This window comes from Streptomyces sp. GL_148 (genome assembly GCF_057834205.1).
Genome location: NZ_CM174396.1, coordinates 8,586,212 through 8,607,813 on the forward strand (window position 1 = coordinate 8,586,212; position 21,602 = coordinate 8,607,813).

Consider the following 21,602-nt stretch of genomic DNA (forward strand, 5'->3'; position numbering starts at 1 on the left):
ATGGGGCGGGTCCGGGCGGCTCCGGTCCCGCCCCCCTCCGCCGGAAGGCTCCGCCATGACGCGTACCCGACGCCGCACCGCGCTCGTCCTCGCCGCGCTGTCCCTGTACGTCCTGCCGCTGGTCTACGCCGCCCCGCGCGCGGAGGCCCACGGGCCCGCGCAATGCGCCCCCGGCCGGCTCCCCGTCCGTCCCGGTGTCCAGGACGGACTCCCGCAGGGGCAGCTCGCCGCGCTCCAGCCGAGCGCCGGCCCGCGCAGCGGCGGCACCCAGGTGACCCTCATCGGCGCCAACCTCACCCCGTACACCCGGGTGCTGTTCGGCACCCTGGGTCCCGACGGCTGCTTCACCGGCCTGGAGGCCACGGACGTGGTGGTCCTCAGCGAAACCTCCGTCCTCGCCGACGCACCCCCGTGGCCCGTGGCAGCCACCGTGTCCGTCTACGCGGCCACACCCTGCGGACGCCTCACGAATCCCCTCGCCTACGCCTACCTCGACTGAATCCCCGTCCCCGGGTCATACCGCGCCGAGCCGACGGAACTCATGTGGAGCACGGGGAAACAGGGACGAGAGGATGGTCGACCGCAGCTCTCCCGCGAGGGAAGACGCGAGGAATCGGGTGCAGGAAACGGGAAAGTGCTCCCACCGGTCACCGCGCGCCTCGTTGACCATGACGGTCCACCGGTCCGGCTTGAGGCCCGGCAGGACGAGCCAGTAGAGACACTCTCCGTTGTCCGTGGTCGCCCAGGGGATGAGCCGTGACCCCTCGGCTTCCAGTTCCCCGGGCTTCTTCTCGAATTCCCACAGGCCTTCGAGGCTCTCTGCCTGACACTCCGCCCATTCGACGAGGTCGTAGTGCTTGTTGGGACAGCCGGGCTCCAGGACGTACAGGTAGTCGTCCCAGTTGCTTCCGCCGTAGACGTGGACGAGCTCCTTGTAGTCGCCGGGCAGCTCGACCCCGAGGGTGCGCTCGACCGCGCTCCAGTCCTTCCGGCGGGGCTCGCCCGGTGCCGGGACGGTCTCGAAGAGGCGAGTGAGGTGGTCGTTCATGTCAGGTGTCCAGGTGTCCAGGTGTCCAGATGTCCGAGGAATCAGCCCTGGCAGACGCCGCGGGCGTAGTCGTACGTCGCGGTGGCCTGGGAGTAGTGCCACTGCGGGTCCAGGAGGTCGCTCTTCAGCTGTCCGGCGGCGGCCGGGCTCTCGACGATGTACCCGAAGTCCTGCAGCCAGGACGGATACAGGTTCTTCGAGCCGATGTAGAAGGCCGATCCGTCGACCGACACCAGCTTGTGGTGCTGGGCGTACGGCTTGCCGTCCGCCCAGGTCGGCTGGTCGGAGGCGCGGAACGTGGCCAGCTGGAGGTTCTCGCACAGAGCCGTCCGGGCCCGGGCGCCGTCGCCGGTCAGGGCCGTCACCCGGCCGCGCAGGGCGTCGCTCACCTCGGACAGCGACTTGATCTGCGAGTAGCCGCCGCTGCCGATCGTGCCGCGGTTCGCCGGGTCGCTCACGACGATGCGAACCTTCACGCCGGTGACGAGCTTCGCGGCGAGGGCGTCGTAGAGGCGCACGTCGTAGCGGGGCAGCGGCGGGCAGGTGGCGTGCACGTCCTGCTGGGAGATCTCGATGTGAGAGGTCGCGCTGGAGACCAGGGCGCGCAGGGCGCTCTCCTCCGGGTTGACGGTGTCGTAGTCCCGGTCGGCGTTGGTCCTGTCGTGCACTCCGATCCCGCACTTGGTATCGTCGGCCGTGGGCAGGACCGGGCGGAAGACGGAGACGGGGTCGTTTTGGCGGATGCCCACGCCGAGCCCGCCGACGGCCAGTGCGGGCACGTTCCCCTCACCCTGCGGCGAGGCGGGCCGGGGCAGGGCGGGCATGCAGTCCGCGCCGGGCGAGGCGGCGAACCAGACCGAGCTCCAGTTGTTCTTGTTGCGGCAGGTCCAGTCCCACAGGGAGTCCAGGTAGCGGCCCGCGGAGCCGGCCGCCGGTCCGGACAGGGCGAGGTCGACGTCGCTCACCGGGTGGGAGGTGTCGAGGTAGTCGTCCTTCCAGCTGTTGATGCCACCGGTGATCACCGAACTGCCGTCCACCACGACCAGCTTGGAGTGGTTCCAGGAGAAGGCGGTCTTCGAGGTGGTCATCGAGGCCACGTTCAAGGTGATGTTGCCCGCGGCGGCCGGGCCCAGCTTCGTGAGCAACTCGTCCCGGTAGGACGACGGGATCACCGTGGAGTGGTAAAGGGGCGCGGCGCCGACCATGACGCGCACCTTCAGCCGGTTGCCCTTCTGTACGGATTCCCGCAGGCCCGCGACGATCGCCTCCTGGTAACCGCCGTTGGGGAAGGGCGCGAGGGTTGATATGTCGACCGTCTGCCGGGCGTCGGCGATGTCGCCGCGCATCTTGTCCAGGAGGCGGCGCGATCCGGGCCGGTCGGCGCACACGGCGTCGCCCCAGCATCCGGGAGTCTGGAGCAGCCAGTCGGCGCCCCCGGGCTCGGACGAGCCGAGCCGGTTGCCGGAGGTGCGCTCCCAGATCGATCCCTCCAGGCCCGGCGAGACCTGACGCAGGGTCTGCTCGACCGCGTCCAGGTGCGGGGTGGGTGCCGGCGCCTCCGAGGCGGAGGCGGGGGCGATGGCGCCGAGGAGGGAGAAGCCGAGTGCGAGCGCCGTTGTGGAGACGAGTGCGGTCGTACGGACGGTGCGTGCCAATGTGGTTCCTTGACTGAGGGGGTGGCTCCGGGCCGGAGCGTGGTCCACCACGGCTCCGACCTTGATCAACTCGGGCAAGTTACCAGTGCGTAGCCCTCTGTTCACCCGCCTCGGGCGAGTTCCGGCCACCCGCCGAGGGGCCGACTCGCGCGGCGCCTCGGCTTCGTCAGCCGGCCGTCCGTGCCGTCCCGTACACCACGGGCAGCTCGACGAGGCCGCGGGCTCGCAGGGACGGCCGCCATCGGGCTCCTGCTTCTTCTCCTGCCGGGTCCATGTCCAGGTCCAGATCGGGGAACCGCTCGAGGAGCGTCGCCAGCGCGATCTCGGTCTCGATCCGCGCCAAGGGGGCGCCCACGCAGTAGTGGATGCCGTGGCCGAGAGCCAGGTGGCCGGAGGTGTCACGGTCGAGGTCGAGACGGTCGGGCTCGCCGAAGCGGGCGGGGTCTCGGTTGGCGGACGCCAAGGAGAGCAGGATCGTCTCGCCCGCGGGAACGGTGATGCCCCCGATCGTCACGTCCTCGGTCGGGAAGCGGCGGATGGCGAGAAGTGCCGGTCCTTCGTAGCGTGAGAGCTCCTCGACCGCGGCGGGAATGCGCGACGGATCCTGGCGGAGCCGCGCCAGTTGGGCCGGATGCCGCAGCAGGGCGTGGATCGCGTTGCCGATGAGCTGCACCGTGTTCTCGTAGCCCGCGACCAGGATGAGGAACGCCAGGGACGTCAGCTCGTCCTCGCTCAGGCGGCCCCCGTCGGTGTCGCGTACGGAGATCAGGTCGCAGAGCAGGTCGTCGGCTGGGTGGCGGCGCTTGTGCGCGATGAGCTGTACGAAGAAGGCGACCATCGCCCCCACCGCCTCCTTGGCGGCCGTCGGCCGGGTGGGATCCGGGGCGACGAGCGCGTTGGTCCAAGAGCGGAAGTCCGTGCGCCGGTCCTCGGGGACGCCCAGCAGGTCGCAGATGACGGCGATCGGCAGTGGCGCGGCGTACGCGGCGATCAGGTCGGCGCGGCCGTGCGGGCCGAGGCGGTCGAGGAGTTGGTCCGCCGTGCGACGGATGGGATCCCGAAGTCCCTCCATGCGCCGTGAGGTGAAGGCTCCGCTCACGAGCTTGCGGATGCGGGTGTGGTCGGGGGGATCCATGTTCAGGAGGTTGGCGTCGAGGACCGGCGGCAGGGAGAGACCTCGGTAAGTGCCTTCCGCGGCCTTGCTCTTGTCCAGGGAGAGGCGTGGATCCGTGAGGGCCGCGCGTACGTCCTCGTACCGCGTGACGAGCCACGCCGGCTCGCCGCCGGGCCCAGGGACGCGCTGCACCGGCGCGTTGTCACGGAGGTGCTGGTACGCGTCGTACGGGTGGTTCATCAGGTCGGCCCGGAGATCCATGGCGCCACCCTAGCCAGGCTGCGGGGACGGGCCGCGGACGGGTCCCGGGAGCGTCCCGCGAACACCGCAGGGGCAGCGGACATTGCCGTCCGTCCGCCTCCTGGCTCAGGGCCCGGGCCGGACGGGCTCAGCCGGCGCCGAGGTGGCCACCCTCGAACCACTCCGCCTCGCCGACTCAACGCTGACTTCGCTGCGGAACGGGGCGAAGTCGGGTCAGGATGAAGCCGTCCACCATCTTGTGGTCGAAGGCGCTCATCCGGCGAGAGCCGAGCCGGCGAACACTGGACGGTGCGGATCTGGAACCCGCGCAGGCGAATAGACCACACGCTGCCCCTGACAACCGCCGTTCTCGCACTGGCGGTAGGTCACGACCTGCTCCTCGCTGGTACGACATCGGGGCATTTCGGGATCGACATCTCGTCCGCACCCGACGCTTCCGTCGGCACCGGCACAACGGATGTCCCGCCACCCACTCTGCGGGTGCCGTGAGCAGGACCCGGTCTGCACACCTCGGACCGTGAACCGTTTCTTTCGTGGGTGCGTAGGACCGCGTACGGCGCCGGGAGCCGGACGCCGTTCCACGAAGGACGGAAGGACACCGACATGGCGGGCAACATCAGGGTCAGCCCGGAGGAGATGCAGGAAGCCGCCGTCTGGATGGACAACCAGAAGCAGCGGATGCTCGACGCCATCAAGGAGGCGAAGAACAAGATCGACCACGTGGTCGACAACTCGTACGACACCCCGCAGTCGAAGGCCAAGTTCGCGCCGATGTGGGAGAACTTCCAGCGCCAACTGGAGACGGGTGTCGAGGAGATGACGCAGATCAGCGAGTACCTGAAGAAGACCGCCGAGGCGTTCGTCCAGACCGACGACCAGACCACCTCCGGGATCGGCTGACACCTCGGCCGACCACGGCACCGGGCCGGGTTGCGGGCGCCTCGGCGGCCCGGAGCCCGGCCCCCGGCCGTTCGGCGGGGCCGCGGGGCGGTGCGGCCGCGGAGCCGTAGAGCGTAGAGCCGCGCACGGTGGAGAAAGGGAGTCATGGCGACGATCGAGATACCCCTCGACGAGCTCAAGGACGTCATCAAGCTGCTCTCCGACATCCAGGAGCGGATCGAGACGAAGACCGGCCTGCAGCGCGTCGGGAGCGAACAGGACGTGGGCGATCCCGCGCTCATCAAGGCCGTCAACGACTTCGACGGCGCCTGGAAGGCCGGCCACGAGCGGGTCCAGGAAAACGTGGACGCGTTCAGGGAAGCGAACCAGGGCGTGATCGACAACTTCGAGAAGACGGACAGCGAGACCACGTCGGGATTCGAATAGCACCGGTGGGGCCGGTCCCCGGGGGCTCCGCGCGAGTCCCCGGCGATCGGCCGGACCGAAACCCCGTAGGGCGGGAGGGAGACGAGTTCGATGGCACAGACAGCCGGTACGACGAGCACGACCGCGGAGGCGGCACCTCAGCGGTTCACCATGGGCTACCCCGACTCCTGGTGGACCCTCGACCTCGACGGGCACAGCAGGGACGCGGCCATCCGCCGCATGATCGAGGGGCAGGCAGAGGGGGCCGACGCCGACCGCGAGGTGGTCGACGCCCTGATCCGGTCCACCCGCAAGACGGCGCGCGAGGCCCACGCCCGCGGCGCCCTGCAGGTGGCCGGGATGGTCAAGTTCACCGAGGCGGCCGCCACGCTGAGCGCGACGACCGTGGTGATGCGGGTGTCCCCGCCCGAGGACTCCTCGACGGACCTCGCCGAACTGCTCATCCCCGTGGCCCTGAAGAACTCCGAGAACCCGATGGGCAGGGGCACCCGCGCGAACAAGGTGGAACTCGTGGAAGTGGCGGGGCTCGGCGCCGTCGGACGCGCCACGGCCATCGAGGACGTGGACTACTGGGGGAACGGCACCGTGCGCACCGCCCTGATGCACACCATCGTGCCCGTACCGCACAGCCGGGAGTTCATGGTGGTCTCCAGCTCCACGCCCAATCTCGGTCTGGTGGACGCCTTCTTCGACCTGTTCGACGCCATCAGCGGGACCTTGCGGTTCCTGCCTTGACTGCTCCGACTGCTCCGACTGCTCTGACAGTCCTGCCCCTTCTTAGACAGCAGAAAGCGAGGCCGACGCGATGGCACGTCCGGCACTGGCCGAATGGGCGGTCCTGGACCTGGACCAGGATCCGACCCCTGGCGACCCCGAGATACTGAAGAACCTGGCCAAGGAGTACCGGACGGTGTCCGAGGAGGCGGGCGACGCCTACGGCACCTTCGACCGGATCAAGAACCAGGACCTGGGCAAGGGCAAGGCCATGGAGGCCCTGAAGAAGGTGCTCGACGAGCTGCCCAACCAGGTGGCCGCGCTCCGGGACTCCTACGACATGGCCGCCGACGCGATCGAGGCCTACGCCCCCAAGTTGCGCGACCACCAGGACAAAGCGGCCCGGGCCCTGGCCGACGGCAAGCTGGCGAAGGCCGATCTGACCTCGGCGATCGCCACCGCGAGCGCGGCCTCGGCGGCGGTCACGGGGCTGGACAACGCCGCGCCACCACCGCCCGACGACGAGGCGGCGAAACGCGCCGCCCGGCAGGCCATGGACCGGGCCAAGGACGAAGCGCGGTCCGCCACCTCCGGTGTCGACGCGGCCCAGAGCGCACTGGACGCCGCCAAGAACCTGGCCCTGGAGGCCAAGGGGCTGCGGGAGGCCGACGCCTCGACGGCGGCAGTGGCGATGGGCGACGCCGAGGACAAGGCGGTCAAGCAGAAGAACTTCTGGGACAAGCTCTGGGACTCCATCGGGTCGGCGTTCGGCATCATCAGCGCCGTCCTCGGCGTGATCTCCTTCCTCATCCCCGGACTCGGAGCGCTGGGGCTCGTCCTGGGCGCCGTCAGCCTGATCATGGGCCTCGTCCCGCTCGGCATCAACATCGCCAGAGGGGTGGTCACCGGCGACTGGGACATCGCCGGAATCGTCCTCGGCGTCGTCGGCGCGGCCTTCGGCGGCTTCGCCGTGGTCAAGGGCATCGCCGCCGGGTGGGGCGGCATCGGCAAAGGCGTCATCCAGAACATCAGGGGCGTGCGGGGCGGTCCCGTGAAACCCCCGGCGCCCGGGGCCGCCGACGACATCCCGCTCGTGCCCCGGCCACCGGCCGAGCCCCCGCTGCCGCCGTCCACGCCGCGCCCGGTCCCCGAGCCGGCCCCGCTGCCGCCCTCCCGGCCGCCCTCCTCCGCCTCCTCCAGCGACGACGCCTTCAACACCGCGCCGCAGTCGCCGCAGACGCCGTACTACACCCCGCCCTCCCGGCCCGGCACCCCGCAGACCCCGGAGAACATCCCGCTGCCGGCGTCGCGGCCCGGCACCCCGGATGCTCCGGAGAACATTCCGCTGCCCGGATCGCGGCCCGGCACCCCGGAGAACACTCCGCTGCCCGCGTCGGGGCCGCCCTCGACGGCGCCCTCGTCTCCGCCCCCGTCGATCCTGCCGAACAACCCCGGCTTCGTGAACCAGTACATCCAGGACCTGAAGACCGGTGTCTGGAGCTGGCAGAAGGTCCCGGGCACCATCGGCGCCTCCACCGCGTTCGGCGGCACCATCTACGCCCCCGGCGCCACCGCCGGCACCTGGAGCGGGACCGTCCACGCCCCGCCGCTGGTGGGCAACACGAACGACAACGGCACCTGACCGCCCCACCCCCCCCGATACAGCAGCGGGCTCCCGCGCCGGAAGGCGCGGGAGCCCGCTTGCGTGTCAGCCGCTGTTCCTCAGCCCTCGGCCGGCGGGGTGACGGATTCCGGCTCCGGCGGCGCGGCCGGAGCCACCCACGCCTCCAGGACCGCCTCCGGCACCTGGACCGTGCGCAGCACCCCGTCGCCCAGGTGCAGCATCCCCCGCCCGACCCGGCCCCCGCCGAGCCTGCTGCGCGGGATCTTCGCACCGATGAGGTCGCCGTCGCTGACGTTCTGCGGACTGAGCAGCATGCCCTGCCGGTTGCGCCGCATGTCCGCGCTCCACCCCGAGTACGCCGAGGAGATCCGGTCGAGCTGGCCCGACGCGATCAGTCCCTGCTTGGTCTCGGCCCCGGTCCGTGCGATCCGGTTGAGGATGTCCTCGGCCTGCGTCTGGAGCAGCAGGTCGGCGTCGTCCAGGATCACCACGGCGCCGCCCGGGGCGCTGCCGAGGGCCTCCTCCAGGGCCTCCGGGTCGATGTCGGCTCCGTCGAAGACGGCGAGCACTCCCGGCCGGCCCGCCAGGTCCCGCAGCGGTGAGCGGCGCGGGGCCCCGACCACGACCGGCGTCCCCGCGTCGATGAGCGACAGGGCCATCGTCAACAGCACCGTGCTGCGGCCCGAGCGCGCCGGTCCGGCCACCAGGAAGGTGGGCGTCAGCGTGAAGTCCGGTCCCAGCGCGGTGAGCTGGTCACCGCCGACCGCGGCCATCGCCCACATCGCTCCCGGCTGCCCGCCCGGCCGGTAGACCGAGGCCTGCTCGTACGTGAGCCGGTCGGGCAGGACGTCCACCCGGAACGGGCGTGCCGTATCGGGGAGCTCGGCGTCCCGCTGCCGGCACGCGGCGGCGATCCGCTGGACCTCCGCGGCCTGCCCCTGCCCGCTCGGGTCCTCGCCGAGCAGGGCGATCTGGACCTCGCACTTGTCGCCGGCCCGCAGCGCGCGGCCGCTCGGGATGTCGTCCGGCACCGACCGCTGGTTGACGCCGATCATCGCGTACTCGGACTTCTCGTTGAGGCGCAGCACGAGTTTGTCCTCGGTGGTCGAGCTGATCCGGGACGCGAAGAGCGACCGGTCCCCGGCGAGCACCACGTGGATGCCCACGCTGGAGCCGTCCCGGAGCAGGGCCGACACCCCGTCGTACAGGGCGCCGCCGTCGTACTCCCCGAGGGTCTTCTCGAACACCTCCCAGCGGTCCAGCAGCACGAGGACGTGCGGGGGCCGCTGGCCGGGCGGCAGCGCCCGGCGCAGTTCGGGCAGGTCGGCGGCGCCCCGCGCGGCGAGCAGCTCCTGGCGGCGGGTCACCTCCTTCGTCAGCCGGGACAGCAGCCGGGCCACTCGCTCGGGCTGGCTGCGCTGGACCACGGCCCCGCAGTGCGGCAGCGACTCCAGCGTGAGCAGCGCGCCGTTGCCGCAGTCGATCCCGTACAGGTGCAGATCGGCCGAGGAGACGGCCCGGGCGGCGCTGCCGGCGATGGTGCGCAGCGTCTGGGACCGGCCGGCCCGCGGGGAGCCCACGATGTGCAGGTGCCCGAGGGTGGCGAAGTCCAGCACCAGGGGCCGCTGGTCCTGGTCCTCGGGCACGTCCACCAGGCCGTACGCGACCGGGGGAAGGTCGTACGAGGCGCTCGGGGCCACGGCCGGGAGGGCCTCGGGGACCAACACCGTCGGCAGTGCGGGCAGCCACGGGCTGTGCTGGGGCGGGATGTCCATGTCCCGGTTCGCGCCCCGGATCGCCTCGACGAGGTCGGCGAGGTCAGTGATCGCGTCCTCCTCCCGCTGCCGGCTCCTGCCGGGGCGCGACGGCAGCGGCTGACCTAGCTGGTTCCAGCCCAGCGGCACCACCCAGGGGGCGGGCGCCGACTCGGCGGCGGTGCCGGGCCTGCGGCCGCCGACCCGGCCCGCCTGGAACGGGACCAGGGAGTTCTGGCCGAGGCGGACGTACGCCCGGCCCGGGGTGTTTTTGGAGATGCCCGCCGCCTCCGGCGAGGTCAGGACGTCCTGGCTCTCGGAGCTGTCGGTCACGCGCAGGGCGATGCGCAGGTTGGTGTTGGCCCGGATCTCGGGGGAGACCACGCCGCCGGGGCGCTGGGTGGCCAGGATCAGGTGGATGCCCAGCGAGCGGCCCCGCTGCGCGATGTTGACGAGGCCCTTCACGAAGTCCGGGAGGTCACGCACCATCGAGGCGAACTCGTCGATAACGATGAGCAGCCGGGGCATCGGCGCGCGGCCGTGATCGCGCCGCAGCAGGTCGATGTAGTCCTCGATGTCCTTCGCGCCGGCATCGGCCAGGATGTGCTCGCGGCGTTTGAGCTCGGCGGACAGCGAGGTCAGCGCCCGCTCCACCAGGTGGGCGTCCAGGTCGGTCACCATGCCCACGGTGTGCGGCAGCGATACGCAGTCCTTGAACGCGGAGCCGCCCTTGTAGTCGACGAGTACGAAGGTCATCGCGTCGGGGCGGTTGGCGACGGCGAGCGAGGCGACGATGGTCTGGAGCAGTTCGGACTTGCCCGACCCGGTGGTTCCGGCGACCAGGCCGTGCGGCCCGTCCCGCTTGAGGTCGAGGGCGAACGGACCGTCCAGTGACACCCCCACCACCGCCGAGGTGGTGCGGCCGCCGGTCGTCCAGCGGGCGGCGATCTGCTCCGGCGTGGGTGTGTCCAGCGCGAGGACGTCGAGCAGCCGGGCGGCGCCGGGCAGCACCGCGCTCTCCTCGTCGGCCCCGCCGGTGTCCCGCAGCGGGCCCAGCGCCCGTGCGATGGACCGGCACCAGTCGGGGGAGACGACATCGGGCCGTACGCCCGGCACCGTGGCGGAGCCGGACAGTCCCACCCGCAGCGAGCCGTCCCGCTCCTCGACCACGACGGCCTGGCACTCCTCGGGCAGCAGCCGCTCCTCGGCGTCCAGGCACACGGCGTGCACCCCGACGGCCGGCCCGTCGCGCAGGATCTGGACCACCCCGGGCAGCGACCGCAGCCGGCGAGCCCCGTCCAGTACGACCAGCACGTCCGGCTCGCGGACCACGGCGCGGGAGTCGCGGCGCGCGTCCGAACGGGCCGCGATGAGCGCCGTCAGCTCGGCCACCCGGCGCGCGGAGGTCTCGGTGTCGGTGCCGATCGTGGCCAGTACGTCGCCGGAGTGCTGACGCACGTGCGGCAGCCAGCGGACCCAGGTCCACGCGTCCTCGCCGCCACCCTGGCCGGTGGTGAGCACGTACAGCAGCAGGTCCTTCGGGCTGTGCAGCACGGCAGCCTGGGCCGTGACCCAGCGGGCCAGCGAACGGGCGGCCGGGCCCTCGCCGGAGATGCCCAGCACCTTGTGCTCGCGCAAGGCCACCGTGACCGGAACGTCGAGCGCCACCCACGACACCTGGCGCCGGTGCTCGTCCCGCGTCGGGTCGGTCAGTACGACGGCGGAGGCCCGGTCGGTGGTGCCGACCCGCAGTTCCAGGAAGTCGGTGTCGGAGGTCCGGCGCTCCCACAGCCTGCGCCGCGGTCCCACCGCGGTCAGCAGCACGGTCGCCGGGTCCGGGAAACCGGCCCGGCGCGCGGTGCGTTCGGCGACCAGGGCCTCCTGGGCGTCGGCCTCGATACGGGCCTTCTTTTCGTTGTACTCGGACAGCAGCTCGGCGTACGTCTGGCGGCCACTGCGCTTGTTGTACCAGTGGTTGGCGAACAGCGAGACCGGCGAAAGTAGACCGAACAGCAGCATGTACAGCCGGCCGAAGATGAACACGCCGGCCACCGCCATCACCAGCGGCAGCATCGCCGCGATGTACGGGAGCGGGCGCTTGGGGGGCTCCGTGGGCGGGCTCGGCAGGGTGAACTTGGTCTCGGGCACCGGCGGCCGCAGCCGGGGCGGCCGGTTGTAGTCCCAGCCCGCGCCGTCCTCGGACCGCTGGACGGCGGCGTCCGGGCCCTCCGGGGTGAAGAGTTCGAGCAGGCTGCCGCCGACCAGGAGCTGTCCGCCGACGGGCCAGGCCTGATCGTCCTGGAGCGGGATCCGGTCCAGCTCCAGCGGGCCGGACCCGGTCTGCGGGGCGGTGAGCAGGCAGCGCCCGCCGGGCCCCACGCGCAGGGAGGCGTAGGTGTGGTCCGGGGTGCCCCGCACGATCTGCGGGAGCCCCTCGCTGGAGAGCCCGACCCGGTAGTCGCCCATGTCGAGCCGGTGCACCGCTCCGGAGCCCCGCCCGCCGACGGTCCGTACCTCGACCAGTCCGCCGGGTTCGGCGGGTGCGGGCTCGGCCGCGCGGCCGAGGCCCACGACGGCCGCGTCCCGCAGGGGGGAATCCCGTAGCGGCAGGTCGGCGGGCAGGCGTGCGCCGTCCACCTGCAGGCCGGACGCGGAGGAAGGCAGCGGCCGGCCCCCTGCCTCGGCGATCGCTTCTGCGATGACACCGATCGGGGTGTCTGGGTCGGCTTCGAGCCGGACGTCGTAGGCGTCGCCCACGTCGTCGACGACGGTGAAGATCAGGGGCACGGGATTCCTCCTGGGAGGACAGGACCGACGGGGGAGCGGCACCGGGCCGGATGCGGCCCGTGCGCTCCGGGGCCTACGGGCGCGGCCGTCAGGTGGTTCACCGGTGACGCCCGGGGGTGAACCGTCCGCCGCTCGGGGCGTGAACCATCCGTCGCCCGGCCTCGTAACTGCCCGACGAGGCTCCCCGCAACGCACGTGACTGATGAAGGTGATCGCGATGAACCTGCTTGTCGTCCTGGCCGTGGTGCTCGGCCTGGCCCTGATCGCCGCTCTCGTGGCGCTGGTCCGCAACGAACTGCGGCCGAGGTCGGCCGCCTCGCCCCGGTCGGCCGCAGCCGTCTCGGGGCGCGAGGCGCTGGACGCCATCGACCTGGGGCTGCGCCGGCTCGACGCGGAATGCACGCGGGCCGGGCGCCATCTGCCGGATGTCTACGCCGTCACCTACGCCGAGGACCGACTGCTCCTGAGGCTGACGGTGGCCGACACGAACCCGCCCGCCCCCTGGGAGGCGGACGAGACGGGCGAGGAGTGGACCGCGCCGCCCGCCGAGCTGTCGGCGGGCATGGGAGCGGTGGAACTGTCCTCGGCCGCGCAGCCCTTCCCGCTGGCCGTAACCGTCGGGATCGAGGCGGGCGAGCGCGTCCTCATCGACCTGTCGCGGTCCTCCGCGCCGATCGCGGTGACCGGGGACGCCGAAGGCGTACGGCAGTTGGTGCGCGCCCTGGTCACGGAGCTCATCACCGGGCCGGTCGGGCGGCGGGCCGAGGTCACCCTGGTGGGGTCGGCGGCGACCGCGGAGATGACGATGGGACTGGGGCTGATGTCGGCCCGCCTGCACACGGTGGCCACCCTCGACGAGGGGCTGAGCGCGGGTCCGGAGGGAGCCGGGGCGCGGACGGGCGCCTCGTCTCCTGCGGTCACTCAGGTGTTCCGGATGATCGAAGGGCGCGGGCCGCTCGGCGTGCAGGGCCGTGTGCCCCGGCTGTTCGTGCTCCACGCGGCGCAGTTCACCGAGGAGCGGGCGGCCATGGCGGGCCTGCGTGAGGCCGACGCCCTGCTGGTGCTCGGTGAGGCGCCGGACTTCTCCTGGCGCTTCGACGTCGCCGCCGACGGCTCGCTGGACACCGGCGCGCTCGGGCTGCGGATCGCGGTGCACGCCGGCCGGCTGCTGCCTTGACCGTGGCGCGCCCTCATACGGTGCTCAGGCCGCGGCTGCTGAGCCCGTCGCGCAGGGCGCGCATCGCGTAGTGCGTCCGTGATTTGACGGTGCCGGGCGGTACGCCGAGGACGCGTGCCGTCTGGTTGACGCTGTGGCCCAGGTAGTAGACGTGCAGGAGGACCTCGCGCTGGAAGGGCGCGAGGTCCCGCATTGCGTCGACCACCACCTGGGTCGTCAGCGCGTGGTCGACCCCGTCGGCGACGGGCAGGTGCGATATGTCCGGCTCCCCGTCCTCCGTGGGCCGGGCCCTGCGTTCGCGGTAGCCGTCTATGACGAGGTTGCGGACGACGTGGAAGAGCCAGGGCCGCAGGCCCTCGGTGGTCGGGTCGAGCTTGGCGGAGTGCTGCCAGGCGCGGAGCGCGGCTTCCTGGAGGACGTCCTCGGCGCGGTGCCAGTCCCCGCCGAGCAGCCGGGCCGCGAAGCGGAGCAGCACGGACCCGTGTAATGCGTACAGCGCCCGCAGGAACTCCTCGTCGGGTTCCGTCGAGCGGGCAGGGCGATGCGTGGATTCGGGCATGGCGGATCCCTCCGTGGCACTTCGGATGACGGTCATCGCCCGGAACCGGCAGGTCGTGCCCATGTCCACGAGCGGTACCAGAAGTTCTACGTCGATCCGGGCACACCGAACGGGTCCGTTCCCACACGCATCACGACCGAATCTGACCGCTTGAGTGGCACCGGATCGGGCCGCCGACGTCCGGTGTTGCCATCGTGGCGGCTGGGCGCCGTGCCCGATCAGGTCCCGTCGCTGCCCGTTTCGCTGACCGGTTGCCCTTCGGCCCGTGACCGAACCGGGCCCGGAACCGGGCCCGGAGGCGGGCCCGGTCGGGTCTTCGGCCAGTCAGCCCACGGTCAACGGGCACTCTGAGGGCGGTCGTTGGCGAGCCCGTCTACCGGGAGGGCTCGCGCGCCGCGAGTGCGGCGATCTCGGCCGAGGTCAGCGCGCGGTCGTAGACGTGCACGTTGGCGATGGCCCCGGGCCAGAAGTCGACCGGCTTGCCCTGGTACTTGCCCCGTCCGATGACGAGGTTTCCGGCGGGCTTCTCGGGGTTGTCCGGGGCCAGCACCTCTCCGGCCGCCACTCCGTCCACGTAGATCCGCAGCTTCTTCTCGCCGTGGCTGTACGTGCCGACCAGGTGGTACCAGCGGCCGAGCTTCGGAGCCTCCACCAGGTTGGCCAGGGCCCGGGCATTGGCGAAGCTGAAGGAGAAGCGCCTGTAGTCGGCGACGTACTGGAGGAAGAAGACGCTGGACTGGGCGCCGTCGAGGGACACGGCCGTACGGAAGCCGTCGGCGTCGAGGCGGACCGCGGCGGCCGCCGAGTAGTCGCGGCCCACCGTCTCGACGATCGGCGCGCCGGCGTCCGCGTAACCGCTGCTGCCGTTGAGGAGGAGGGCCCCACCCTGCTCGCCCTTCGTCCAGCCCGCTCCGTCCTTGAGCGTGGCCGGGTGCTTGCCGGCGGCATCCCGGGCCGCGTCGCCCGACTTATCGTCGGTGGGCCACCACCCGATGCCCTTGAGGGCGGGCGGGGCCGGCTTGGCCGGGCTCTTCGAGGGGGCCGCGGACATCGAAGCTTCCGTGGGTGAGGGTTTCGGCCCGGCCTTCGCCTCGGCGCGGGTGCCCCCGTCGATGTTGGTGATCACGAACGCGAGCGCGACGGCGAGTGCCGTGATCAGTCCGATCAGCGACCAACGCATGGTGTTCCGGCGCTGTGCCATGGGCCTCTCCTGGTGTTCCGGCGGGTCGGATATGTGCGGTCTGGCTGACGTAGCCGGGCGGAAACCGGTTCACCCGAGGGCCCGCGGTGGCGCGATTCGGTCCCCGTTCACCTCTTGACGGGCGGATCTCCCGGAATGTTTCGTCAAGAACCCCTGATCAGAGCGGAGTTGTCACTTGTGCGAAACGGGCCCAGACGGGCGCGCTCTTGTGTGGAACGGACCGGGCTCCGCCGGTGTGGCAGGGGTATAAAAATCGGGCAGGCCCATTCGGGCGCCGGATGCCCGAACGGGCAAGGGAGGGCGGGGCGTTGGTATGCGTTCGGAGGAACGGCACCAGAAACTGCTGACCTTGGCCCGCCGTGAGGGCCGCATCGAAGTCGCGGGCGTGGCCGCCGACTTCGGGGTCGCACCGGAGACCATCCGGCGGGATCTGAGTGAGCTGGAACGGCGTGGTCTCGTCCGGCGCACGCATGGCGGCGCCTATCCGGTCGAGAGCGCCGGTTTTGAGACGGACCTGGCCCGCCGGGTCACCCTGCACGTGGAGAACAAGCGCCGGATAGCGGCGGAGGGGGTGAGAGTGCTCGGCGGAGCCGAGACGGTCTTCGTCGACGAGGGCTACACGCCGCAGATACTGGCGTCCCTGCTGCCCACCGACAGACTGTTGACGGTGGTGACGGCCTCGCTGTCGACGGCGGCGGCGATAGCCGATTCGCCGAACACCACGGTGCTGCTGCTGGGCGGCCGTGTCCGGGCCCGGACGATGGCCACCGTGGGCTCGTGGGCGGCGGCCATGCTCTCCGGATTCGTCATCGACCTCGCCTACATCGGTTCGAACGGCATCTCGCGGGAGTTCGGCCTCACCACCCCCGATCCGGTGGTGGCCGATGTGAAGGCCAAGGCCCTGGCGGTGTCGCGGCGACGCGTCTTCATGGGCCACCACGGCAAGTTCGGGGCCAGCAGCTTCTGCCGCTTCGCCGAGATCTCGGACTTCGAAACGATCATCACCGACACCGGATTGTCCACGGCGGAGGCCCACCGCTACTCCCTGCTGGGCCCGCAGGTCATCCGGGTCTGACCGGTCGGCCGGTACCCGTACCCGTCCACCGACCATCGAAGCGCACGTCAGCGCACGCCCCGACATGGGTCCATATGGCATGCCCATGGCGAACTGAAGGGATGTTCCTCCGTGATGAACAGAAGAAGCGCCACCAGTACGGCCGCCGTCCTGCTGTGCGGCACGCTCCTCGCCGGCTGCTCGGGAGCGGGCGGAGCCGGCGGAGGTTCCGCCGCACGCTCCATCAACGTCCTGATGGTCAACAATCCGCAGATGGCCGATCTCCAGAAGCTGACGGCCGACCATTTCACCAAGGACACCGGGATCAAGGTCAACTTCACGGTCCTGCCCGAGAACGACGTACGCGACAAGATCAGCCAGGACTTCTCCAGTCAGGCCGGGCAGTACGACGTCGCGACGATCAGCAACTACGAGACGCCGATCTTCGCCAAGAACGGCTGGCTCGCTCCCCTCACCGAACGGGCCAAGGGGGACGCGGAGTTCGACCAGGCCGACATCCTGCCGGCCCTGGAAAAATCCCTCACCGCCTCCGGCGAGATCTATGCGGAGCCGTTCTACGGGGAATCGTCCTTCCTGATGTACCGCAAGGACGTCCTCGCCGCCAAGAACCTCACCATGCCCGAACACCCCACCTGGCAGCAGGTGGCCGACCTGGCCGCCGCTGCGGACGGGGCCCAGCCCGGCATGAAGGGCATCTGCCTGCGCGGCCAGCCCGGCTGGGGCGAGGTGATGGCCCCCGTCACCACCGTCGTGAACACCATGGGCGGCGCCTGGTTCGACAAGGACTGGAACGCCAAGCTCGACAGCCCCGAATTCGCCCGCGCGGTCGGCTTCTACGTGGACCTGGTGCGCGCGCACGGAGAAGCCGGCGCGCCCCAGGCGGGCTTCACCGAATGCCTCAACGACATGACCCAGGGCAAGGTGGCCATGTGGTACGACGCCACCTCGGCCGCAGGCGCGCTGGAGGCCGCCGGCTCACCGGTGGCCGGCAAGCTCGGCTACGCCCCCGCGCCCGTGGAAAAGACCAGCAGTTCGGGATGGCTGTACACCTGGGCCTGGGGCATGCAGAAGGCGAGTAAGAACCAGGACGACGCCTGGAAGTTCATCTCATGGGCCTCCAGCTCGCGCTACGAGACCCTGGTAGGCGAGCAGCTCGGCTGGTCCCGGCTCCCCGCGGGCAAGCGCACCTCGACCTACGCCAACCCGAAGTACGTCGAGGCCGCGGCCGCCTTCGCGCCGGCCACCAAGGAAGCCCTCTCCGCCGCCGACCCGGCGAACCCCGGCGTCCAGCCCCGCCCCGCGCCCGGCATCCAGTTCGTTGGCATCCCCGAGTTCACCGACCTCGGCACTCAGGTGTCCCAGGAGATCAGCGCCGCCATCGCGGGCAAGACCAGCGTGGAAGAAGCCCTGCGCAACGGCCAGGCCCGGGCCGAGGCTGTGGCCGCCAAGTACCGGGGGCGATGACATGACCGCACCGCCCCTCACCCGTCCCGCCACCACCGCGCGACGGCGGGCGGCAGGACGGGGGGCGGCAGGCCCCCGGCGCCGCCGGCCGCCCGGCGCATGGTCCCGCCGCGCACCCCTGCTGCCCGCCCTGATCTTCCTGATCGTCGTCACCCAACTGCCCTTCGTGGGCACTCTGGTGATCTCCTTCATGCGCTGGAACGCGCTGGACCCGGACGACCGGGGGTTCGGCGGGCTCTCCAACTACAAGGCCGCGATCACCGACCCCGACCTGCGCGCGGCCCTGCTGACCACCGTCGTCCTCACGGCCGTCGTCGTCCTCGTGAGCCTCGTCCTCGGGCTGGGGCTCGCACTCCTCCTCGACCGGAAGTTCTGGGGGAGGGGCGTCGTACGCACCATGCTCATCACCCCGTTCCTCATCGTCCCCGTCGCCGCGGCCCTGCTGTGGAAGCACGCGCTCTACAACGCCTCGTACGGATTCATCAACGGGTCCCTGACCTGGCTATGGGCCCTCCTCGGCAGCGACGGCGCCCCCCAGCCCGACTGGATGTCCTCGCTGCCGCTCGTCGCCGTGGAGGTGTCGCTGATCTGGCAGTGGACCCCGTTCATGACGCTCATCCTGCTCGCGGGACTCCAGAGCCGCCCGCCGGACATCGTCGAGGCGGCCCGCGTCGACGGAGCGGGCACCTGGCAGGTCTTCCGCCACCTCACCTTCCCCCACCTGCGCCGCTACCTCGAACTGTCCGCCCTGCTCGGCAGCATCTACGTGGTCCAGAACTTCGACGCCGTCTTCACCCTCACCTCCGGCGGGCTCGGCACCGCAAACCTGCCCTACACCGTGTACGCGACGTTCTACCAGGCACACGACTACGGCCAGGCGTCCGCCGAGGGAGTGATCATCGTGGTCTGCACGATGGCCATCGCCACCTTCGCGCTACGCACGGTGTCGTCCCTGTTCAAGGAGGAGACGCTGTGAAGGCAGATGCTGCGAAACCAGTGGTTGCGAAGGCAGTGGTTGCGAAGTCCCTGCCGCGCCGCGGCCTCTGGGGCCTGGTCGCCTGGGCCTGCGGACTCCTCTTCTTCCTGCCGTTCGCCTGGATGGTGCTCACGTCCCTGCACAGCGAGCCGGATGCCGCCACCAACCCGCCCAGCCTGGGCGCCGGCCTCACCCTCCAGGGCTACCGCGAGTTCTTCGGGACGGGCGCAGGCGTGACCCCCTGGCCACCCCTCATCAACTCCCTCACTGCCAGCCTCGCTTCCACCCTGCTCGTACTCGCCCTCGCCGTACCGGCCGCGTACGCCCTGTCCATCAAGCCCGTGCGCAAGTGGACCGACGTCATGTTCTTCTTCCTCTCCACGAAGATGCTGCCGGCCGTCGCCGGGCTGCTGCCCGTCTACCTCATCGCCCAGAACACCGGGATGCTCGACAACATCTGGCTGCTCGTCATCCTCTACACCTCGATGAACCTGCCGATCGCGGTGTGGATGATGCGCTCCTTCCTCGCCGAAGTGCCCGTCGAGATCCTGGAGGCCGCGTCGATCGACGGCGCGGGACTGCCCACCGTGCTGATGCGCATCGTCGCCCCGGTGGCCGCCCCGGGCATCGCGGCCACCGCCCTGATCTCCTTCATCTTCAGCTGGAACGAGCTGCTCTTTGCCCGGGTGCTCACCGGAGTGGTAGCCGGAACGGCCCCCGTCTTCCTGACCGGCTTCGTCACGAGCCAGGGACTGTTCCTGGCCAAGGTGTGCGCCGCGGCCGTATGCGTCTCCCTGCCGGTGCTCATCGCCGGATTCGCCGCCCAGGACAAGCTGGTCCAGGGCCTGTCCCTTGGAGCAGTCAAGTGAAAGCCGCCGTGATCCACGCACCCGGGGCCGTATCGGTCGAGACCGTCGACGACCCCGTCCCGGGCCCCCGCGATGTCGTCGTCAAGGTCGCGGCCTGCGGGCTGTGCGGCACCGATCTGCACATCCTCCAGGGAGAGTTCGCCCCCAGCCTGCCCCTGATCCCGGGCCACGAGTTCGCAGGCGAGGTGGTCGCCACCGGCTCGGCGGTCACCGAGCTGCGCACCGGCGACCGGGTGGCCGTCGACCCCTCCCTCTACTGCAACGAGTGCCACTACTGCCGGCTGGGCCGCAACAACCTGTGCGAACGCTACGCCGCCATCGGCGTGACCACGGCCGGGGCCGCGGCCGAGTTCGCCGTCGCACCCGTCGCGAACTGCGTCAGGCTGCCCGACCACATCCGCACCCAGGACGCCGCCCTGATCGAGCCGCTGTCCTGCGCCGTGCGGGGATACGACGTGCTGAGCAGTCGCCTGGCCCGTCACGTACTCATCTACGGCGCGGGCACCATGGGCCTGATGATGATGGAACTGGCCAAGCGCACGGGGGCGTCGACGGTGGACATCGTGGACATCAACGCCGAACGGCTCGCCACCGCACACGAGTTGGGATGCACCCACACCGCCACCGCTGCCGCCGAGATCGAACGGCCGCGTGGCTGGGACGTGGTCATCGACGCGACCGGCAGCGAGCGGGCGATCCAGGACGGCCTCGGACGTGTCGCACGCGGCGGCACCTACCTCCAGTTCGGCGTGGCCGACTACGCGGCCCGCGCGATCATCGAGCCGTACCGCATCTACAACCAGGAGATCACCATCACCGGCTCGATGGCCGTCCTGCACAGCTACGAACGCGCCGCGGACCTCTTCGCCGCGGGTGTGCTCGATCCTGAGGTCTTCATCAGCGACCGTCTGCCGCTCGCCGACTACGTCGGTGCGCTCGACCGGTTCCAGGCGGGACGCGGTCGCAAGATCCTGGTCGTACCGTGACGAGCGGCTCGGGCAGCTCGCAGCCGCTGCTGATCATCGGCGAGGCCCTCGTCGACGTCCTCGTCCCGCCGACCGGGCCACGCCGCTCCCGGCCCGGGGGCAGCCCGGCGAACGTGGCCCTGGGCCTGTCCCGGCTCGGCCATGCGGTACGCCTCGCCACCCGCATAGGTGACGATCCTCCCGGCCGGCAGATCCGCGAACACCTCGAACGCAGTGGGGTGGAGCTGGCGAAGGGATCCGTCACCGGCGCCCCCACCTCCCGCGCCGTCGCCCGCCTCGCCGCGGACGGCTCGGCCGCGTACGAGTTCGACCTCACGTGGAACCCGGACCCGGCGGTGGTGGACGATGCGGACGCGGACGGGGCATTCGGGGCCACGCCGGTCCATGTGCACACCGGCTCCCTCGCCACCGCCCTGACCCCGGGCAACTCCCTGGTCGTCACCGCGGCCAAGAGGCTCCGGGCCGCGGCCACCGTCTCGTACGACCCCAACCTGCGGCCGGCGCTCCTGTCGGAGCCCGAGCGGGAGAGGCCCGGCGTCGAGCGGATGGTCGCCCTGAGCGACGTGGTCAAGGCCAGCGCCGAAGACCTGGCATGGCTCCATCCCGGCGTGGATCCCCACCTCATCGCCGAGCGGTGGGCGCTGACGGGCCCTTCGCTCGTCGTCCTCACCCTCGGCGGGGAAGGTGCCACGGCGTTCTGGCGCCACGGCAGCTACCGGCTGCCGGCGATCCCCGTGGACGTCGCGGACACGGTCGGGGCGGGCGACGCGTTCATGGCCGGGCTGCTCAGCGGGCTGCTGCACACCGGCCTCCTGGGCGCCGGGCCTGCGGGTACGACGGCTGCGGCGCGCTCCCGCCGCGCACTGCGCGGGGCCACCGCCTCCGCCCGGCTCTCGGCGGACCTCGGCCCGGCCCTGACCTTCGCCGCCCGGGTGGCCGCGCTGACCTGCACCCGGCAGGGCGCGGACCCGCCGAGGCGGCCTGACCTCGGATGACGCCGGCCGGATGATGC

The 21,602-nt window shown here is 71.3% G+C and carries 18 protein-coding genes; 12 read left to right on the forward strand and 6 right to left on the reverse strand.

Annotated elements, in window-relative coordinates; translation table 11 throughout:
* The first annotated feature begins 55 nt into the window (after positions 1 to 55).
* On the forward strand, positions 56 to 499 hold the full coding sequence (locus AC3IYI_RS38680; protein ID WP_489408105.1) for an IPT/TIG domain-containing protein: 444 nt from the start codon (positions 56 to 58) through the stop codon (positions 497 to 499).
* Between the two features lie 15 nt (positions 500 to 514).
* Here AC3IYI_RS38680 and AC3IYI_RS38685 read toward each other — a convergent pair whose 3' ends face one another.
* From AC3IYI_RS38685 to AC3IYI_RS38695, 3 genes are all read right to left on the reverse strand, one after another.
* On the reverse strand, positions 515 to 1,048 hold the full coding sequence (locus tag AC3IYI_RS38685) for an SMI1/KNR4 family protein (protein WP_489408106.1): 534 nt from the start codon (positions 1,046 to 1,048) through the stop codon (positions 515 to 517).
* Between the two features lie 41 nt (positions 1,049 to 1,089).
* The gene (locus tag AC3IYI_RS38690) at positions 1,090 to 2,703 is read right to left on the reverse strand and encodes a phospholipase D-like domain-containing protein (protein ID WP_489408107.1); all 1,614 of its coding nucleotides are present in this window, start codon (positions 2,701 to 2,703) and stop codon (positions 1,090 to 1,092) included.
* A 166-nt stretch (positions 2,704 to 2,869) separates the two neighbouring features.
* Positions 2,870 to 4,078 carry a cytochrome P450 family protein gene (locus tag AC3IYI_RS38695; RefSeq protein ID WP_489408108.1) on the reverse strand — a complete coding sequence of 403 codons (1,209 nt, stop codon included), beginning with the start codon at positions 4,076 to 4,078 and terminating at the stop codon, positions 2,870 to 2,872.
* A 603-nt stretch (positions 4,079 to 4,681) separates the two neighbouring features.
* Here AC3IYI_RS38695 and AC3IYI_RS38700 point away from each other — a divergent pair.
* The 4 genes from AC3IYI_RS38700 (at position 4,682) to AC3IYI_RS38715 (ending at position 7,760) form a co-directional block, all read left to right on the forward strand.
* Positions 4,682 to 4,978: a WXG100 family type VII secretion target gene (locus tag AC3IYI_RS38700; RefSeq protein ID WP_489408109.1), complete on the forward strand. Its 297-nt coding sequence runs from the start codon at positions 4,682 to 4,684 to the stop codon at positions 4,976 to 4,978.
* A gap of 144 nt (positions 4,979 to 5,122) precedes the next feature.
* The gene (locus AC3IYI_RS38705) at positions 5,123 to 5,404 is read left to right on the forward strand and encodes a hypothetical protein (RefSeq protein ID WP_489408110.1); all 282 of its coding nucleotides are present in this window, start codon (positions 5,123 to 5,125) and stop codon (positions 5,402 to 5,404) included.
* Between the two features lie 90 nt (positions 5,405 to 5,494).
* Entirely contained in the window at positions 5,495 to 6,139 is a 645-nt protein-coding gene (locus AC3IYI_RS38710; protein WP_489408111.1) for a hypothetical protein, read from the forward strand.
* 70 nt (positions 6,140 to 6,209) lie between these two features.
* Complete coding sequence (locus AC3IYI_RS38715; protein WP_489408112.1) at positions 6,210 to 7,760, forward strand: hypothetical protein; 1,551 nt, start codon at positions 6,210 to 6,212, stop codon at positions 7,758 to 7,760.
* Between the two features lie 80 nt (positions 7,761 to 7,840).
* On the opposite strand, the gene AC3IYI_RS38720 is transcribed toward AC3IYI_RS38715, so the two are convergent.
* On the reverse strand, positions 7,841 to 12,283 hold the full coding sequence (locus tag AC3IYI_RS38720) for an FtsK/SpoIIIE domain-containing protein (RefSeq protein WP_489408113.1): 4,443 nt from the start codon (positions 12,281 to 12,283) through the stop codon (positions 7,841 to 7,843).
* 217 nt (positions 12,284 to 12,500) lie between these two features.
* Here AC3IYI_RS38720 and AC3IYI_RS38725 point away from each other — a divergent pair, with 217 nt between their 5' ends.
* Complete coding sequence (locus AC3IYI_RS38725; protein WP_489408114.1) at positions 12,501 to 13,460, forward strand: hypothetical protein; 960 nt, start codon at positions 12,501 to 12,503, stop codon at positions 13,458 to 13,460.
* A 13-nt stretch (positions 13,461 to 13,473) separates the two neighbouring features.
* Here the strand turns inward: AC3IYI_RS38725 and AC3IYI_RS38730 are convergent, their stop codons facing one another.
* Together AC3IYI_RS38730 and AC3IYI_RS38735 are read right to left on the reverse strand one after the other, a co-directional pair.
* On the reverse strand, positions 13,474 to 14,019 hold the full coding sequence (locus AC3IYI_RS38730) for a sigma-70 family RNA polymerase sigma factor (protein ID WP_489408115.1): 546 nt from the start codon (positions 14,017 to 14,019) through the stop codon (positions 13,474 to 13,476).
* A 373-nt stretch (positions 14,020 to 14,392) separates the two neighbouring features.
* Positions 14,393 to 15,220: a LamG-like jellyroll fold domain-containing protein gene (locus AC3IYI_RS38735; protein WP_489408116.1), complete on the reverse strand. Its 828-nt coding sequence runs from the start codon at positions 15,218 to 15,220 to the stop codon at positions 14,393 to 14,395.
* A 313-nt stretch (positions 15,221 to 15,533) separates the two neighbouring features.
* Between AC3IYI_RS38735 and AC3IYI_RS38740 the strand changes: the two genes are divergently transcribed.
* The 6 genes from AC3IYI_RS38740 to AC3IYI_RS38765 all read left to right on the forward strand — a co-directional run bounded on the left by AC3IYI_RS38740 (position 15,534) and on the right by AC3IYI_RS38765 (position 21,585).
* The gene (locus AC3IYI_RS38740) at positions 15,534 to 16,295 is read left to right on the forward strand and encodes a DeoR/GlpR family DNA-binding transcription regulator (RefSeq protein ID WP_489408117.1); all 762 of its coding nucleotides are present in this window, start codon (positions 15,534 to 15,536) and stop codon (positions 16,293 to 16,295) included.
* 114 nt (positions 16,296 to 16,409) lie between these two features.
* The gene (locus AC3IYI_RS38745; protein WP_489408118.1) at positions 16,410 to 17,759 is read left to right on the forward strand and encodes an ABC transporter substrate-binding protein; all 1,350 of its coding nucleotides are present in this window, start codon (positions 16,410 to 16,412) and stop codon (positions 17,757 to 17,759) included.
* A 1-nt stretch (position 17,760) separates the two neighbouring features.
* The gene (locus AC3IYI_RS38750) at positions 17,761 to 18,735 is read left to right on the forward strand and encodes a carbohydrate ABC transporter permease (RefSeq protein WP_489408119.1); all 975 of its coding nucleotides are present in this window, start codon (positions 17,761 to 17,763) and stop codon (positions 18,733 to 18,735) included.
* A gap of 35 nt (positions 18,736 to 18,770) precedes the next feature.
* Positions 18,771 to 19,604 (forward strand): carbohydrate ABC transporter permease, encoded by an 834-nt coding sequence (locus AC3IYI_RS38755; protein WP_489408120.1) that lies wholly within the window; start codon positions 18,771 to 18,773, stop codon positions 19,602 to 19,604.
* The gene (locus tag AC3IYI_RS38760; RefSeq protein WP_489408121.1) at positions 19,601 to 20,590 is read left to right on the forward strand and encodes a zinc-dependent alcohol dehydrogenase family protein; all 990 of its coding nucleotides are present in this window, start codon (positions 19,601 to 19,603) and stop codon (positions 20,588 to 20,590) included. Before AC3IYI_RS38755 ends, AC3IYI_RS38760 begins: the two co-directional genes overlap by 4 nt.
* Entirely contained in the window at positions 20,587 to 21,585 is a 999-nt protein-coding gene (locus tag AC3IYI_RS38765) for a carbohydrate kinase family protein (protein WP_489408122.1), read from the forward strand. Before AC3IYI_RS38760 ends, AC3IYI_RS38765 begins: the two co-directional genes overlap by 4 nt.
* The last annotated feature ends 17 nt before the right edge of the window (positions 21,586 to 21,602 follow it).